Origin of the sequence: Nonomuraea cavernae (assembly GCF_014646355.1) — a bacterium.
GTDB lineage: Bacteria > Actinomycetota > Actinomycetes > Streptosporangiales > Streptosporangiaceae > Nonomuraea > Nonomuraea cavernae.
In genome coordinates, this window is sequence record NZ_BMNH01000008.1 from 49,280 (window position 1) to 65,278 (window position 15,999).

General features: G+C 71.0%; 15 protein-coding genes. 10 read left to right on the plus strand and 5 right to left on the minus strand.

Annotation, left to right across the window (positions count from 1 at the left end):
* Positions 1 to 904 (plus strand): hypothetical protein (locus tag IEY82_RS15650; protein WP_229697596.1); only part of this gene is annotated, 904 nt, incomplete at its 5' end.
* Positions 905 to 989: 85 nt separating this feature from the next.
* Here the strand turns inward: IEY82_RS15650 and IEY82_RS15655 are convergent.
* Complete coding sequence (locus IEY82_RS15655) at positions 990 to 3,446, minus strand: DEAD/DEAH box helicase (protein ID WP_504783631.1); 2,457 nt, start codon at positions 3,444 to 3,446, stop codon at positions 990 to 992.
* A gap of 167 nt (positions 3,447 to 3,613) precedes the next feature.
* Here IEY82_RS15655 and IEY82_RS15660 point away from each other — a divergent pair, with 167 nt between their 5' ends.
* The 4 genes from IEY82_RS15660 to IEY82_RS15675 all read left to right on the plus strand — a co-directional run bounded on the left by IEY82_RS15660 (position 3,614) and on the right by IEY82_RS15675 (position 8,269).
* Positions 3,614 to 3,964, plus strand: a complete 351-nt coding sequence (locus IEY82_RS15660; RefSeq protein ID WP_043629845.1) for an STAS domain-containing protein — start codon at positions 3,614 to 3,616, stop codon at positions 3,962 to 3,964.
* Between the two features lie 2 nt (positions 3,965 to 3,966).
* On the plus strand, positions 3,967 to 4,398 hold the full coding sequence (locus IEY82_RS15665) for an ATP-binding protein (RefSeq protein ID WP_189124851.1): 432 nt from the start codon (positions 3,967 to 3,969) through the stop codon (positions 4,396 to 4,398).
* A 755-nt stretch (positions 4,399 to 5,153) separates the two neighbouring features.
* On the plus strand, positions 5,154 to 7,469 hold the full coding sequence (locus IEY82_RS15670) for a sodium-translocating pyrophosphatase (RefSeq protein WP_189124852.1): 2,316 nt from the start codon (positions 5,154 to 5,156) through the stop codon (positions 7,467 to 7,469).
* Between the two features lie 332 nt (positions 7,470 to 7,801).
* The gene (locus IEY82_RS15675) at positions 7,802 to 8,269 is read left to right on the plus strand and encodes a SixA phosphatase family protein (RefSeq protein WP_189124853.1); all 468 of its coding nucleotides are present in this window, start codon (positions 7,802 to 7,804) and stop codon (positions 8,267 to 8,269) included.
* A gap of 6 nt (positions 8,270 to 8,275) precedes the next feature.
* Here IEY82_RS15675 and serB read toward each other — a convergent pair whose 3' ends face one another.
* From serB to IEY82_RS15690, 3 genes are all read right to left on the minus strand, one after another.
* Entirely contained in the window at positions 8,276 to 9,493 is a 1,218-nt protein-coding gene (gene serB / locus IEY82_RS15680; RefSeq protein WP_189124854.1) for a phosphoserine phosphatase SerB, read from the minus strand.
* Between the two features lie 167 nt (positions 9,494 to 9,660).
* Complete coding sequence (locus IEY82_RS15685) at positions 9,661 to 10,725, minus strand: S-adenosylmethionine:tRNA ribosyltransferase-isomerase (protein WP_189124855.1); 1,065 nt, start codon at positions 10,723 to 10,725, stop codon at positions 9,661 to 9,663.
* Positions 10,722 to 11,378, minus strand: a complete 657-nt coding sequence (locus IEY82_RS15690) for an SDR family NAD(P)-dependent oxidoreductase (protein ID WP_189124856.1) — start codon at positions 11,376 to 11,378, stop codon at positions 10,722 to 10,724. The genes IEY82_RS15685 and IEY82_RS15690 overlap by 4 nt, the downstream gene beginning before the upstream one ends.
* Before the next feature lie 92 nt (positions 11,379 to 11,470).
* Between IEY82_RS15690 and IEY82_RS15695 the strand changes: the two genes are divergently transcribed.
* A complete protein-coding gene (locus IEY82_RS15695) occupies positions 11,471 to 12,586 on the plus strand; it encodes a GAF domain-containing sensor histidine kinase (RefSeq protein ID WP_189124857.1) in 1,116 nt (371 codons plus the stop codon).
* Positions 12,583 to 13,203 carry a response regulator gene (locus tag IEY82_RS15700; protein ID WP_308015962.1) on the plus strand — a complete coding sequence of 207 codons (621 nt, stop codon included), beginning with the start codon at positions 12,583 to 12,585 and terminating at the stop codon, positions 13,201 to 13,203. Before IEY82_RS15695 ends, IEY82_RS15700 begins: the two co-directional genes overlap by 4 nt.
* Positions 13,204 to 13,302: 99 nt before the next feature.
* On the opposite strand, the gene IEY82_RS15705 is transcribed toward IEY82_RS15700, so the two are convergent.
* Positions 13,303 to 14,022 (minus strand): Rv1486c family protein, encoded by a 720-nt coding sequence (locus IEY82_RS15705; RefSeq protein WP_189124858.1) that lies wholly within the window; start codon positions 14,020 to 14,022, stop codon positions 13,303 to 13,305.
* A 70-nt stretch (positions 14,023 to 14,092) separates the two neighbouring features.
* Here IEY82_RS15705 and IEY82_RS15710 point away from each other — a divergent pair, with 70 nt between their 5' ends.
* From IEY82_RS15710 to IEY82_RS15720, 3 genes are all read left to right on the plus strand, one after another.
* A complete protein-coding gene (locus IEY82_RS15710; protein WP_189124859.1) occupies positions 14,093 to 14,881 on the plus strand; it encodes an ABC transporter ATP-binding protein in 789 nt (262 codons plus the stop codon).
* 90 nt (positions 14,882 to 14,971) lie between these two features.
* Complete coding sequence (locus tag IEY82_RS15715; protein WP_189124860.1) at positions 14,972 to 15,727, plus strand: sulfite exporter TauE/SafE family protein; 756 nt, start codon at positions 14,972 to 14,974, stop codon at positions 15,725 to 15,727.
* A gap of 30 nt (positions 15,728 to 15,757) precedes the next feature.
* Positions 15,758 to 15,982: a DUF8836 family protein gene (locus IEY82_RS15720; RefSeq protein WP_189124861.1), complete on the plus strand. Its 225-nt coding sequence runs from the start codon at positions 15,758 to 15,760 to the stop codon at positions 15,980 to 15,982.
* Positions 15,983 to 15,999 lie beyond the last annotated feature (17 nt).

Here is a 15,999-nt window from a genome sequence, read left to right on the forward strand (position 1 = left end):
CGCGATGCCGGATGCCGACCGGCAGGGCAATCTTCCGATCCCGACTGCCGAGACCGACACGGGCAGCAGTGACAGCCTCACTCCCGAAGGCGTGAAACCCGACACCGAGGCGGCGCCGATCGCCACCCACGTGACGGCCCAGTCAGCGGAGTCGCCACTCGGGGCCCTGGGACAGTACGGCCTCTACATCGCGGGCGGCATGGTCCTCATGTTGCTCGCCGGGTTCGTGGGAGCGTGGACTCGCCGTCCCCCCGTGGCCGCCGAGGCTGCGGCCACGCCGCTGTCGGGCGGCGCACCCGGCCAGACCAACCCGGGCGGCATGCCTTTCACCACGACGGCCTCTCGCCGCCCCGCGATCGTCCTGGCCGTCGCCAAGACCCATTCAGAGATCCAGGAGCCCCGGCCGAAGGCTACCGAGCAGGTCGACACCGCTCAGAGATCCCTTGCCGCGCAGGGGTCCGAACGTGCCGCGAGTGCCGTTCACGAACTGCCGGCGGTGCGGGGTCCTGAGCGCGCTTCCGGAGGGCAGTGGGAGCTTCCCGTCATGTGGGGTCCCGAGCGAACCCAGGCGCCCGAGAAGTCCGGCGGCGAAATGCCGGTGGCTCTCCCGTTCTACAAGAGTGCTGACGACAAGCCCACCGGGGCGCAAGAGACGGCCAGACAGGAACCGGTATGGCTGACCCTGCCCAGTTCGGCGGTCACCGACGTGTCCGACTCGCTGCCCTCCGGCACCCAGCCCGGCGTACGCATCGATGATCGATGGAATGACTACCTTCCTTCGGTGCCCAGGTCCATGGAGGACAACGAATACTGGAACCGCTTCAAGCCGGGGGCCGACTTCTGGGCCCCTGATGACGAGGACGACTCTTATGTGGGCCGCCGCCGCCACGACGACGACACCTGAACCCGTCCGCCTTCCCACAGGCCACCGGCGTCTGACCGTTGCGCAGATCGTCACCGGCTGCGTTCCGGTCGACTCTTGGGCTGTGTCAGGAGCCGAGGAGCGTGTTCAGGAGGTGAACGGCGCCGCGTTTGTGTAGTGGATCGTTGCCATTGCCGCATTTGGGCGACTGGATGCAGGAGGGGCAGCCGTGTTGGCACTCGCAGGAGGTGATGGCCTCGCGGGTAGCCGTCAGCCAGTCGCTCGCGCGGGCGTAGCCGCGTTCGGCGAATCCGGCGCCACCCTCGTGCCCGTCGTACACGAACACCGTGAGCAGGCCCGTGTCGGCGTGGAGCTCGGTGGAGACGCCGCCGATGTCCCAGCGGTCGCAGGTCGCGAAGAGCGGGAGCAGGCCGATGGCGGCGTGTTCGGCGGCGTGGGCGGCTCCTCCGAGATCGAAGCCCTCACCGGCCAGGGCGGCGACCACCGACGTGGGAAGGGTCCACCAGACCGCGCGGGTACGGAGGGTTCGGGGCGGCAGGTCCAGTGGCTCGTCGCCGAGCAGCTCGCCTGACTGGATGCGGCGCCTGAGGTAGGAGACGACCTGCCTGGTGACCTCCACCTCGCCGAAGTGGAGGCGGCCCGGGCCCAGTTCCTGGGAACGCAGGGAGGCCAGGATGGTGATTTCCGTGACGTCACGGGCGAAGGTCGTGTAGTCGGGCTCGGCGCCGCTCACCAGGGCCACGCCGGCCTCGAGGTCGAGCAGTTCTACCAGGAACGATTCGCCCTGATGCAGGTAGACCGCACCGGTGTGGACGGTGGTGTGCGCGGAAGATTCGTCCACGCTGCCGAGTAGGCGGCCGGTGGAGGACTCGACGACCTGGATGGGTGCGCCGCCGCCGCCGCGGATGTCGGCGAGATCCGTGGCACGCTCACGTCTGGTCCAGAACCAGCCGGCGGACCGCTGCCGGAGGAGACCCTGAGAGACCAGGTCGCCGAGGACCTTCGGCGTGGTGGGGCCAAAGGTCGGCAGGTCGTCCTCGGTCAGCGGGATCTCCGCCGCGGCGGCGCAGAGATGGGGGCCGAGAACGTACGGGTTGTCGGGGTCGAGCACGATCGCCTCGACGGGCTGGCCGAACAGGGCGTCGGGGTGGTGCACGAGGTAGGTGTCGAGGGGGTCGTCCCTGGCGATGAGCACGGCCAGCGCGTCCTGACCGTCGCGGCCCGCGCGACCTACCTGCTGCCAGAGGGAGGCGCGGGTGCCCGGCCAGCCGGCGATGAGCACGGCGTCGAGCCCGGAGACGTCGACGCCGAGTTCGAGGGCGTTCGTGCTGGCCAGACCCATGAGCGAGCCGGAGCGCAGCGCCTTCTCGAGCAGCCTGCGATCTTCGGCCAGATAGCCGGCGCGGTAGGCGGCGATCTTGTTCGGCAGGTCCGACCAGTCGGACTCCTCGACCCTCAGGGTTTCGGCCGCAGGGTGCGGCCTCAGAGTTTCGGCCGAGGGGTGCGACTCTGAGGGCTCGGCCGAGGGGGGCGGCTCCGAAGGTTCGGCCGTGGCGTGCGGCCTGGCGGCCGGGGTGCCTGAGAGGGAGAAGGCGACATCGGCGAGTTTGGCGCGGGCCGACAGGGCGACGGTCTCCGCGCCGCGGCGGGACCGTACGAAGGCGAGGGTGCGGACGTCCGCCAGGACGAGGTCGGCGAGGAGGTCGGCCGCCTCGGCTGTGGCGGTGCGTCGCACCGGAGCACCTCCCTCGCCCCGCAGCTCCGTCAGGGGCGGCTCCCACAGCGCGACGGTTGTCGAACCCTTCGGCGAGGCGTCCACGGTCACCTCGGCCATCTCAAGCCCCGTCAGCCGCATCGCGAACGCCCCCGGCTCGCTGGCCGTCGCCGAGGCGAGCATGAAGACGGGCCGTGAGCCGTACCGCGAGCAGATCCGGCGCAGGCGCCGCAGGATCTGGGCCACGTGCGAGCCGAACACCCCGCGATAGCCGTGACACTCGTCCACCACGACCATGCGCAGGCGGCGGAAGAAGGTCGACCACTGGGCGTGCCGGGGCAGGATGCCACGGTGGAGCATGTCCGGATTTGTCAGGACGTAGTTGCCGTGCCGGCGGACCCAGGACCGTTCCTCGAACGGTGTGTCACCGTCGAAACAGGCGGCCCGTAGCTGGGTCATGCGCAGCTCGCGGAGGGTGCGGAGTTGGTCGGCGGCCAGGGCCTTGGTCGGCGTCAGGTAGAGGACGGTGCCGCCGTCAAGGCAGGAGGCGACCGCCGGGGTGAGGTACGCCAGGGACTTCCCGGAGGCGGTGCCTGTGGAAATAATCACGTTTCGGCCACGATGGGCCAGGTCGGCAGCCTCGTACTGGTGAGGCCACAATCCTGTGACGCCTTGGTTCGCCAAGCGCGTAACCAGAAGTTCGGGGGCCCATTTCGGCCATCCCGCTTGACCGGCCTGACGTGCTGGAACATGCTCCACATGCGTGACACGCTCGTGACGTGCGGGAACGCCGAGCAGGTGCTGGAGGAGTGGACCTGGCCGGTGTGGGGAGGAAGCGGAGGAAGTCACTGTTTCCAGTTTGCATCTGTGGGCAAAGTCGCCGGGAATCGTGATTTCGTATAGACACAAGCGAGACGCATGGTTGAATGCCGCGCGTCGGGGTCGGACAGTCTGGAGCACCCTCCAGACTGCCAGGCCCGCAAGGGTACTTTCGCAGGCGAGGCGCTGGAGGATCTGTGGATCTGAAGTTGGATCACCGCACCGAAGACCGACTCACCATTGTGGAGGTCGAAGGTGAGATCGATGTCTACACGGCGCCGAGATTGCGTGAGCTCCTCATCGACCTGGTGAACAAGGGCAACTTCCACCTGCTCGTGAACATGGAGAAGGTGGACTTCCTCGACTCGACCGGGCTTGGTGTCCTGGTCGGAGGGCTCAAGCGAGTTCGCGCGCACGACGGCTCCCTGGAGCTGGTCTGCACACAGGAGCGCATTCTGAAGATCTTCCGGATCACCGGTCTGACCAAGGTCTTCGGGATCTACGCTTCGGTCGACGAAGCCAAGGAAGCTCACGGCAAAGACAAGTAGTCATGGCTACCGTCGAGCTGACGTTCAGCGCGCTTCCCGCGCATGTCCGCACCGCCCGGTTGGTGGCGACGGCGATCGCCCGCCGCACCGGCGTGGAGGAGTCGTTGCTGGACGAGGTCAGGCTCGCCGTGGGTGAGGCTTGCTCCCGGGCGGTGGAGGCGCATCGCGCTCACTGCCCGGGCGAGCCCATCCGCATCGAGCTGCGCGACGACTCGGGGCGGTTCGAGGTGACCGTGAGCGACCAGGCCCCCAGTGACGAGCAGCAGCACGAACAGACCTACGAGCTGGGTATGCTCGCCGACCCGTTCATGTCCAGCTTCGGCATCGCCGTGATCGTCGGCCTGGCCGACGACGTCGAGGTCTTTCCCAGTCCCAAGGGCATGCGCATTCGCATGAGCTGGCCCGCCGCGCACAACGGTCACCCGCCGATCTGACGGGGTCCGTTCACCGCGAACGGCCGCTGCTGTGAGGAGACTTGTCAAGTCCCCAGGGAGTCGCCTGGGGACTTGTCGTTTTCTCGCCACGGTCGCGACCGGCCTGAGAGTACGGAGGCACGGGACCGGTTTTATGTCCGCGCACGGGTCGTCCGGGTTCGCGTGTCACCTTCTGTCGTGCGGACGCTCTGACGTGGCGCGCTGAGCGCTCTCGCGTGCTGTGCGGTCGGCCGGACTCGTGCTGGTCCGGCCCGTACGACGCGTCCCGTGCCGACGGCCGCACGCGGGCGTCGGCCGGGCGGTGGCCGTGTGCGGCCGTGCGCGGCCGACGGCAGGGCGGTGGCCGACAGGTCCGGTGTGTCGTTCGTAGGTGAGGCCGGTCGGTCACCAGGTGTGGCCGGGGTGCCCGCCGACAGGCCCGGCGCGGTGGCGGCTGAGGCCAGCATCCGTCCTTCGGGCAGGTTTAGGGCGTGTCGTAAGGGCAGCTAGTCATGGCCGTAAACCACCGGAAATATGCCTTGTCAGATCCCAAATCGGGCCGCTGTCAGCGGATTACTGGACTCGCGCATAATTGGCCGCCCGCAGAGCCTTCATATCGGCGCAGACGCTGCGTAGACTCCCGGCACCGGCCAAGGTGATCCGGCGAAACTGCGGACTCAACCGGAAGCGGCACCCACAACCCGGATGGTGCCGCACCGCCCGCCGATATTCGCAGCACCGCCCGGGCAGGACGACCGGTCTTGCCGAGGAGAACGATGTCTAGGCACATGCTGGCCGCGGAGCCAGCGTCCAATCTGGCCCTCAGCGGTAACAATCTCACCATCGTGATCGTGGTCGCCGCGGTCGCACTGATCGCCCTAGCCGTCGCCGGCGGCCTGGTGCGCGAAGTGCTGTCCGCGGACCAGGGTACCGAACGCATGCAGAACATAGCCCGTGCCGTGCAGGAAGGCGCCGCGGCGTACCTGACACGGCAGTTCCGCACGTTGGCGATCTTCGTCATCGTGATCCCGTTCCTGCTGCTTCTGCTACCGGGCGAAACCGACGTACGGATCGGTCGCTCGATCTTCTTCGTGGTCGGCGCGGTCTTCTCCGCGCTGACCGGTTTCATGGGCATGTGGCTGGCCGTACGCGGAAACGTCCGTGTGGCCGCCGCGGCGCGCGAGTCCGGCGAGAAGCGCGCCATGCGCATCGCCTTCCGCACCGGCGGCGTCGCCGGCATGTTCACCGTGGGCCTCGGCCTGCTCGGCGCGGCGGTCGTCGTCTTCGTCTACCAGGGTGACGCGCCGGGCGTGCTCGAAGGCTTCGGCTTCGGCGCGGCGCTGCTCGCGATGTTCATGCGAGTCGGCGGTGGCATCTTCACCAAGGCCGCCGACGTCGGCGCCGACCTGGTCGGCAAGGTCGAGCAGGGCATCCCGGAGGACGACCCGCGCAACGCGGCGACCATCGCCGACAACGTGGGCGACAACGTGGGCGACTGCGCCGGCATGGCCGCGGACCTGTTCGAGTCCTACGCGGTCATGCTGGTCGCCAGCCTCATCCTGGGCAAGGTGGCATTCGGTGAGCAGGGACTGATCTTCCCGCTCATCGTGCCCATGATCGGTGTGGTCACCGCGATCATCGGCATCTTCCTCACGGGGATGCGCGACCGCGACCGCAGCGGCATGGCGGCCATCAACAGGAGCTTCTTCCTCTCGGCCGGCATCTCGGCCGTCCTGGTCGCGGCGGCGGCGTTCTGGTACCTGCCGAGCAGCTTCAGCGGCCTGACCGGCTCGGCCGTGCAGTCCGACTCCGACCCGCGGCTCATCGCCATCGGCGCGGTGCTCATCGGCCTGGTCCTGGCCAGTGCCATCCAGCTGCTGACCGGCTACTTCACCGAGACCACCAGGCGTCCCGTCCGCGAGATCGGCGAGAGCTCGCGCACCGGCCCTGCGACCGTCATCCTGGCCGGCATCAGCGTCGGCCTGGAGTCGGCGGTCTACTCGGCACTGATCATCGCCGGTGCGGTCTACGGCGCGTTCCTGCTCGGCTTCGGCAACGTCACGGTCGCGCTGTTCGCGGTGGCCCTGGCCGGCACCGGCCTGCTCACCACGGTCGGCGTCATCGTGTCGATGGACACCTTCGGCCCCGTCTCCGACAACGCGCAGGGCATCGCGGAGATGTCCGGCGACGTCGAGGGCGAGGGCGCGCAGGTGCTGACCAGCCTCGACGCCGTAGGCAACACCACGAAGGCCATCACCAAGGGCATCGCCATCGCCACGGCCGTCCTCGCGGCGACCGCGCTGTTCGGCGCGTTCCGGACGGCGGTGGAGAGCGAGCTCGCCGTGGCCAGCCAGGCGGCCAAGGACGCTCTCGGCTCGTTCAGCAGCTTCAGCCTCAGCATCGACCAGCCCAACGTGCTGGTCGGCCTGGTGATCGGCGCGGCGGTGGTGTTCCTCTTCTCCGGCCTGGCGATCAGCGCGGTCGGACGGGCCGCGATGCGGGTGGTCTTCGAGGTACGCGACCAGTTCCGCAAGAACCCCGGCATCATGGACGGCACGGTCAAGCCCGAGTACGGCCGCGTCGTCGACATCTGCACCCGTGACTCGCTGCGCGAGCTGGCCACGCCCGGCCTGCTGGCGGTCATGACCCCGATCGCGGTGGGCTTCGCCCTCGGCTACGCCCCGCTGGGCGCGTTCCTGGCCGGGGCGATCGCCTGTGGCACGCTGATGGCGGTGTTCCTGTCCAACTCCGGTGGCGCCTGGGACAACGCCAAGAAGCTGGTCGAGGACGGTCACCACGGCGGCAAGGGCTCCGAGGCCCACGCCGCGACCGTCATCGGCGACACGGTCGGCGACCCGTTCAAGGACACCGCCGGCCCGGCCATCAACCCGCTGATCAAGGTGATGAACCTGGTCGCCCTCCTGGTGGCGCCCGCCGTGGTGCTCTACGCGGGCAACCCGGCACTCCGCATCGGCATCACGGTGCTGGCGGTGGGCGTGGTCGTCGGGGCCATCATCATCTCCAAGCGCCGCTCGGTGACGACCGAGCCGTCCAACGACCAGGACCGCGAGCACGCGCCCGTCGCGTCGTAGTTCCTGCCGCACACCGGACGCCCGCCCTCCCCGTACGGGAAGGGCGGGCGTTCCGCGTCTCCACCGGCAGCGTTTCCACGACGGGTTCGGCGTCTCCACAACGGGTTCGGCGTCTCCACGGCCGGTTCCAGGTCTGTACGGGTCTGTACGGGCCGGTCGCGTGTCAGCGTGGCCCGTTGGCGGCTCCGCGGCCGGGCGGTGGGAAACTGTGCGGATGGCAGACAAGCGGACCAACGGCGGCAAGTCGCTCGCCATCATCCTGGTGGCGATGCTGGTCATCCTGGCGGCCATCGTCGCCCTGGCCATGTGGGCCTCGAGGGGAGCGTGACCTGGTGCGCACACTGATCGTCCTGCGGCACGCCAAGGCCGCTCATGTGGCGGGTGTCGCCGACCGGGATCGGCCGCTGACCGGCCAGGGCGAGCAGGACGCCGAGCGGGCGGGGGAGCGGATCAGGGAGATGGGGCTGGCGCCCGATCTGGTGCTGTGCTCGCCGGCCCTGCGCACCCGGCGCACCGCCGAGCTGGCCTTCCCCGGTCTTGAGCCGAGCTACGAGCGGGAGATCTACGAGGCGTACCCTGACGAGCTGCTGGAGCTGCTCAGGCGGACCGACGCCGACGCCGGGACCGTGGTGCTGTGCGGCCACAATCCCGGCGTGCACGAGCTGGCCGTCGTGCTGGCGGGGGGCGACTACGTGTTCCGGCCGGGGGCGTTCGCCGTGATCCGCACCGGCTCCGCGTGGACGGATCTGGGGCCGGGCGAAGGAGATCTGGTCATGAGGTGGGACCCCAAGGAGGACTGACCCGGCTCACCGGCTGAGCACGCCGTCCTCGGCGTCGGCGGCCTCGACCTCGTCGCGCGAGATGCCGAGCAGGTAGAGGATCGAGTCGAGGTAGGGCGTGTTGACGGCGGTGTCGGCGGCCTGACGGACGACCGGCTTGGCGTTGAAGGCGATGCCGAGCCCGGCGGCGGCGATCATGTCGAGGTCGTTGGCCCCGTCGCCGATGGCCACGGTCTGGCTGATGGGCAGCCGCGCCTCGCTGGCGAACCGTTCCAGCGCGCGGGCCTTGCCCGGCCGGTCGACGATGTCGCCGACGACCTTGCCGGTGAGCCTGCCGTCGACGACTTCGAGCACGTTGGCCGCGGAGTAGTCGATGCCCAGGTCCTCGACCAGGGCGTCGGTGATCTGGGTGAAGCCGCCGCTGACGATGGCGAAGCGATAGTCGAGGCGCTTGAGGGTGCGCACCAGCGTGCGGGCGCCGGGCGTGAGCACGACCTCCTGGCGTACCCGTTCGAAAATCTCCGCCGGCAACCCTTCGAGCAGCGCGACCCGTCGTCGCAGCGACTCGGCGAAGTCGAGCTCGCCCCGCATGGCCTCCCCGGTGACTCGTACGACCTCCTCCAGGCAGCCGGCGTGCGCCGCGAGCAGCTCGATGACCTCGCCCTGGATCAGGGTCGAGTCGACGTCCATGACGATGAGCCGTTTGGCCCGCCGGGACAGGCCGGTGCGCTGCACGGCCACGTCCACCTGCTGGGCGGCCGCCTCGGCGGCCAGCTCGACGCGGAGGGCGGCGGGGTCGGCGCCGGAGACGGACAGCTCGATGCAGGTGACGGGCCACTGGGCGAGCCGCTCGATGCGGTCGATGTTGGCGCCCGCGGCGGCGATGCGTCCGGCGATGCCGGCGATGGCGGCCGGCTGCAGCGTCGCGCCGAGCACACTGACGGACAGGCGGCCACGCCGGCGCTGCTCCTTGGTCTGCGAGCCGGTGGCCAGCTCGACCTCCATGCCGAGGTCCTCGGCGACTCTCTCGACAGCGGTCCACATGGCGCCGAGGGTGCTGCCGGTGCCGGTGGAGGGGCCGCCCGCGTAGGCCACGAGCACGCCGAGCGTGAGCCTGCCCCGGATGACGACCTGCTCGATGTCGGCCACGGTCACCGGGAAGCCGGACAGCACCGAGAAGAGCCGTGAGGTGACGCCGGGTCGGTCGGGGCCCGTCAGAGTGATCAGGAGGGTGCGCTGGTCCACATCAGGTCACGGTACTGCGCCCAGCCCGGTGCTCGGGTCACAGGGTGGCCACTGGGCGTCGAGCGAAGGCGGCCACCGGCTGTCGCGCCTGGTGTGGACTGGGCGTCGAGCGAAGGCGGCCACCGGCTGTCGCGCCAGGTGCGGACTGTGCGTCGAGCGTGGGCGGATCAGGCGGCGAGCAGGAGGTGGGCGTCGCCGAACTCGTGCCACAGATAGCCTTCGCGCAGCGCCTCCTCGTAGGCGCGGGCGAGCGGGCCGGGGCCGGCGAGCGCGGTCAGCATCATCAGGTGGCTGGAACGCGGCTCGTGCAGCCCGGTGATGAGCCCGGTCACGGTCCTGACCCCGGTCGCGGGGGTGACGACGCGATTGGTCCAGCCGGCGGAGGCGGTGACGCGGCCGTCCTCGCCGGTGGCCGTCTCCAGGGCGCGGACCACGGTGGTGCCGGCGGCCACCACCCGGCCCCCGTTCCTCCTGGTCAGGTTGACCAGGCCGGCGGTCGGGGCGGGCACCGCGTACCTCTCGGCGTAGGGAGGCTCGTCCTTCTCGGGTGAGGCGACGCCGGTGTGCAGGGTGATCGGCGCGATCTGGATGCCGCGCGCCACCAGCGCCGTGACCAGGGCGGTGCTGAACGGCCGGCCCGCGCTCGGCATCTCGGCGCTGCCGGGCACGGTGGCGAACACGGTCTGGTAGGCGTCGATCGGCCAGTCCCTTTCGACGTAGGAGTAGCGGATCGGCACCCCGTGGGCGTCGAGGTAGGCGGGTACGTCCCGGTCGAGGACGGCCCGCCACAGCCGGGGCGTCTCGCGCCCGATCAGCCGCAGCGTGGCCTGTCCCGGCATGGGCAGCCATTCGCCCGGCTCGCCCCCGCCGTACGGCTCGGTGGCCCTGGGCGTACGGCGGCGCAGCTCGACGAGCCAGGTGCCGTCCTCCCGCGCGGTGGAGAAGTGCACCGCGAGCCGGTCGAGCCGGACCGCGGCGGGCAGCGTCGCTGAGTTGTTGACCACGACGAGGTCCCCGGGATCGAGCAGGCCGGGCAGGTCGGTGAAGCGGTGGTGCTCCGGAGCCTGACGACCGCGCGAGACCAGCAGCCGGACCGCGTCGCGCGCCATCCCCCGGGCCTCGGGTGGCGCGTGCGCGGAGAGCGCGGGCGGCAGAGCGAACTCGGGCGGCCGGGCGGAGTCGGGCGGCGGGGCCAGGACGGGAGGCCGGGCGGAGTCGGGCGTCGCGCTCATTGCAGGCTCACCCTGCCGCTCGCGGGACGGGAGGCGACGAGGTCGCGCAGGGAGGCGGCGACCTTGGCGGGGTCGGTGGCCCCGGCCGCCTCCTCGACGCCGACGGCGTCGGCCAGCATCCGGGTGTTCATCTCGCCGGGATCGACCCACCAGACGGCCAGGTCGGGCTCCTCGGCGGCCAGGACGTTCGACAGCTGCTCCAGGGCGGCCTTGGTGGCCCCGTAGCCGCCCCAGCCCGCGTAGGCGCCGGTGGCGGCGTCGGAGGTGATGTTCACGACGGCGCCGCGCCGGTCGCGCAGGGCGGGCAGCGTGGCCTGGATCAGCGCGAGGGGCGCGGTCACGTTCGTGTCCAGCAGCACCTTGAACGCTTCCAGCGGGTAGCCGGCCAGCGGCGGCAGCGGCGTCACGCCGAGGTCGCTCGCGTTGTTGACCAGCAGGTCGAGTTCGGGCGCGGCCAGGGAGAGCCGCTCGACGTGCGCGGGGTCGGTCACGTCGCCGGCCAGGGCCACGGCGTCCAGCTCGGTGGCCACCTGTCGCAGTTCGGCGGTGCCGCGGGCGGTGAGGACGAGGCTCCATCCGGCCTCCGCCAGGGACCTGGCGAGCGCCAGGCCGAGGCCACGGGAGGCGCCGGTGATGAGTGCGGTGTTCGTCATGCTCTGACGGTAGGAACGCGGCGCCGGCCGGACATCGGGCGCAGGGCCCGGCCGGGCCTGGGCACTTCGTCCTAGGACCATAGAGTGGGCACGTGACGGCCGACAGAGACGAGATCCTGCAGGCGGTGAGCAGGGCTGTGCTCGCGGTCACCCGCCACCTGTCGGTGCGCGAGGTGTTGCAGGTGATCGTCCGCTCGGCGCAGCGGCTGCTCGACGCCCGTTACGCGGCGCTCGGCGTGCCCGACGAGGACGGGTCGTTCGCGGAGTTCGTCGCCGAGGGGCTCACCGACAAGCAGTGGGACGCGATCGGGCCGCTGCCGCGCCAGCACGGCATGCTCGGCGCGATGCTCCGTGACGGGGCTCCGGTGCGGCTGCCCGACCTGCGCGAGGACGACAGGTTCGAGTGGTGGCCGAAGGCGCACCCGGTGATGAAGGACTTCCTGGGTGTGCCGATCCATGACGGCGACGAGGTGCTGGGCATCATCTTCCTGGCCAACAAGCGCGCCGAGGGCGGCTTCACGCGGGAGGACCAGGACCTGCTCACGCTCTTCGCGGCGCACGCCGCGATCGCGCTGACCAACGCGATGCTCTACGAACGCGGCCGCGAGCTGGCCATGCTCGAGGAGCGCAACCGGATGGCCCGCGAGCTGCACGACGCCGTCACGCAGAAGCTGTTCTCGCTGCGGCTCACCGCGCAGGCCGCCGCGACCATGCTGGAGCGCGATCCCGGCGCGGCGGCGGCCGAGCTCCAGCGGGTGCAGCGGCTGGCGGGCGAGGCGCTGTCCGAGCTGCGCGCGGTGATCGTGGAGCTGCGTCCGGCCGAGCTCGACCGCCACGGCCTGGCCGAGACGCTGCGCAAGCACGTCCGCCTGCTCGACCGGCTGCATCCCGTGCGGGTCAGGTTCGGCGGCGACGCGCTGCCGCCGCTCGACGCGGCGGTGGAGGTGGCCGTGCTGAGGGTGGCGCAGGAGGCGCTGCACAACGCGCTCCGGCACGCGGCCGCCGTCGAGGTGTCCGTACGGCTCGACCTGCGGGGCGGCAAGCTGGTGCTGTCCGTGGCCGACGACGGCAAGGGGTTCGAGCCCGGTGAGTCGCGCGGCCTCGGGCTGATCTCGATGGGCGAGCGGGCCGAGTCCGTGGGAGGCGTCATGGCCGTGGACACGGCGTGCGGCCGGGGGACGACGGTCCGCATGGAGGTGGGAGTGTGATCCGGGTGCTGATCGCGGACGATCATCCAGTGGTGCGCCAGGGCCTGCGCACCTTTCTCGACCTGCAGGACGACATCGCGGTCGTGGGTGAGGCGGCGGACGGGGCGCGGGCCGTCGAGCTGGTCGGCGAGCTGGCTCCCGACGTGCTGCTGCTCGATCTGCGGATGCCGGTGCTCGACGGCCTCGGCGCGCTGGAGCGGCTGGCCGGGTCGGACACCCGCGTGGTGGTGCTCACCTCGGTGAGCGATCCGTCGGACGTGGCTCCGGCGATGCGGGCGGGGGCGGTCGGCTTCCTCTACAAGGACGTCGACCCCGGCGCGCTGGTGCAGGCCGTACGCGCGGTGCACGAAGGGCAGGTGCTGCTGGCGGCCGAGGCGGCCGAGGCGGTGCTGGCCGGCGACGGCCCGACGAGGGTGCCCGGGCCGGTGCCGCTGACCGAGCGTGAGCAGGAGGTGCTGGCGCTGATCGCGGGGGGACGTTCCAACCGCGAGATCGCGAGGAGCCTGGCCGTCGCCGAGAAGACGGTCAAGACGCACGTCTCCAACGTGCTGATGAAACTCGGGGTCCAGGACCGCACCCAGGCCGCTCTCTACGCGGTGCGGCACGGGCTGGGCTGACCGGTCAGGATTCGCGCTTGGCTGGGTGGGACGTGGCCGACGCCGGACCGGTCAGGGGTTGGCGCTTGGCTGGGTGGCCCGTGGCCGACGCCGGACCGGTCAGGGTTCGCGGACCGGCTCGAAGATCGCGTGGTGCGCGGCCACGATGGCCTGTCGCACGGCGTGGTCGAGGTCGCGCAGGGCGGTGCCGCGTACCGCGATCTGCCCGGAGGTGAGCCCTCTCTCGTCGGCCAGGCGCAGCACCGCGGCCAGCCGGGTGGCCAGCGCGGAGACCCGGTGGGCCCGGGCGGGGTAACCGGGCGCGAGGGTGCCGTCGGCGTGGGCGAGCCGGTCGGGGCGGCCCTGCGCGGGGCCGTCGACCGAGCCGAGGGCCTCGGTGGCCGCCCGCATCGCGGCCGCCAGCTGCTGCTCGGCCTCGGCGACCGACGGCAGGTCGGGGCGTACGGGGCCCGAGTCGTGCACGGTGAGGCGGACGCCCACGTAGGAGGAGCCGCGCAGGTCGGGGGAGGGGACCAGGCCGCGGCACCGGTCGGCGAGCACGGCGATCACCGCCTGCCCCGCGTCGACGGCGGCCGAGTTGAACGCCGGAGGCCCGGAGAGCCCGAGCGGGTCGCCGGGCGCGGGCAGCGCCAGCCGGAGCTCGCGCAGGCCGTCGGCCCGCAGCTCGGCGAGGTGGGCACGGAGCGGCACCTCACCCACGACGGTGGGGCCGGAGATCTTTTCGACGTGGTCGGCGGCCTCGTCGAGCCCGGCGTGGCCGGACAACCAGGCGTTGCCCCAGGCGACCAGGATGGCTGAGACAGGTGATTCAGGGCGCACCGATCCACGATATGCGCTCGCCCTGCAATAGGTTTGTCCACGAGCGTTCTCCAAAGGGAGGGATCCGGGGATGGGTGGTCAGGTGCTGCGGCTCCAGGACGTCGCCGTCAGGCGTGACGGAGCGGCTCTGCTGCGCGGCATCGACTGGACGGTCAACGAGGATGAGCGCTGGGTCGTGATCGGGCCCAACGGCGCGGGCAAGACCACCTTGTTGCAGGTCGCGGCCACGCTGCTGTATCCGAGCGAAGGCGTCGTCGAGGTGCTGGGCGAGCGGCTGGGGCAGGCCGACGTGTTCGAGCTGCGGCCGCGCATCGGGCTGGCGAGCTCGTCGCTGGCCGAGCGCATCTCGGCGGAGGAGAAGGTCATCGACCTGGTGCTGACCGCCTCCTACGGGATCATGGGCCGCTGGACCGAGGAGTACGACTCCAACGACGTCACCAGGGCCGTCGAGCTGATCGACATGCTGGGGGCGGCCCATCTGATCCGCCGCCGGTTCGGCACGCTGTCCGAGGGCGAGCGCAAACGCGTGCAGATCGCCCGCGCGCTGATGCCCGACCCCGAGATCCTGCTGCTCGACGAGCCCGCCGCCGGGCTCGACCTGGGGGGTCGCGAAGACCTGGTGCGCCGCCTGACGGCGCTCGCCGGCGACTACCGCTCGCCCACGCTGGTGCTGGTCACGCACCATGTGGAGGAGGTGCCGAGCGGCTTCACCCACGGGCTGCTGCTGCGCAACGGCTCGGTGGTGGCGCAGGGGCCGCTCGATCACGTGATGACCGCCGAAAACCTGTCGCACACGTTCGGGGTGCCGCTCACGCTCGACCGGAGCGGCGAGGGCCGCTGGTACGCCCGCGCCTACTAGCTCCCTTCCGCCGGTCCAGGGCCGCTTCGAGGACGACACCCTGGCCACCCGCTGTGATCGCGCGGCGGTGTTCCCTCTAGGCTCGTGCGGATGATGCTGTGGGAGACGCTCGCGGTCTGTGCGGCGGGAGTGGCGGCCGGCGCGATCAACGCGATCGTCGGCTCGGGGTCGCTGATCACGTTTCCCACCCTGGTGGCCGTAGGGGTCGAACCGGTGGTCGCCAACGTGTCCAACACCATCGGCCTGGTGCCGGGCTCCTTCACCGGCGCCTACGGCTACCGGCGGGAGCTCGCCGGGCAGCGTGACCGGCTGATCCGGATGGGCGTGGTCTCCGCGCTGGGCTCGGTCATCGGCGGGATCCTGCTGCTCTACCTCGACCCGGGCGTGTTCCAGGTGGTCGTTCCGGTGCTGATCGGCGTGGCCTGCGTGCTGGTCGTGGTACAGCCCAAGCTCAACGTCTGGCTGTCGGCACGGCGCGAGCACGCCCACCCCGACGGCGGGGTGCTGCTCCTGCTGGGCGTGTTCGCCTCGGGGATCTACGGCGGCTACTTCGGCGCCGCCCAGGGCGTGCTGCTGATCGGGCTGCTCGGCAGCTTCCTCAGCGACGGCATCCAGCGGGTCAACGCCGCCAAGAACGTGCTGGCGCTGATCGTCAACGGTGTCGCGGCGGTGCTGTTCGTCGTGATCGCCGAGGTCGACTGGTGGGCGGTGCTGGCGGTGGCCCTGGGGGCCATCGTGGGCGGGTTCGTGGGGGCCAAGGTGGGGCGCCGGGTTCCGGCGCCGGTCCTGCGTGGCGTGATCGTGGTGGTCGGTGTGCTGGCGATTATCAAACTGGTGTACGGATAAATACCGGGCATTGCGGGTATAAATCCGTACATGAAGGGTGATTGGGTGGAGATCGTCATCGATGCGGGCGGCACCCCGCGCACCTACGAGGTCATCGCCACCCGCGCGGGCCGCCGCGTCGAGGTGGCCACGCGGCGAGGGCTGGTCGAGGTGAGCGAGGTCACCCGGAGCGGCACCGCCGTACGCACCGCCCGGTTCATGTCGAGCCGCATCCTCGCCCTGGTGGAACATCCGGCGGACGAGCACCCGGGCTGAGCACCCGGGCTGAGCAC

Excerpts from the sequence above, each read along its gene's own strand:
- IEY82_RS15665 (WP_189124851.1), top strand. The coding sequence starts at position 3,967 with ATGGCTACCGTCGAGCTGACGTTCAGCGCGCTTCCCGCGCATGTCCGC.
- IEY82_RS15670 (WP_189124852.1), top strand. The coding sequence starts at position 5,154 with ATGTCTAGGCACATGCTGGCCGCGGAGCCAGCGTCCAATCTGGCCCTC.
- IEY82_RS15685 (WP_189124855.1), bottom strand. The coding sequence starts at position 10,725 with ATGAGCGCGACGCCCGACTCCGCCCGGCCTCCCGTCCTGGCCCCGCCG.
- IEY82_RS15690 (WP_189124856.1), bottom strand. The coding sequence starts at position 11,378 with ATGACGAACACCGCACTCATCACCGGCGCCTCCCGTGGCCTCGGCCTG.
- IEY82_RS15710 (WP_189124859.1), top strand. The coding sequence starts at position 14,093 with ATGGGTGGTCAGGTGCTGCGGCTCCAGGACGTCGCCGTCAGGCGTGAC.
- IEY82_RS15715 (WP_189124860.1), top strand. The coding sequence starts at position 14,972 with ATGATGCTGTGGGAGACGCTCGCGGTCTGTGCGGCGGGAGTGGCGGCC.
- IEY82_RS15720 (WP_189124861.1), top strand. The coding sequence starts at position 15,758 with ATGAAGGGTGATTGGGTGGAGATCGTCATCGATGCGGGCGGCACCCCG.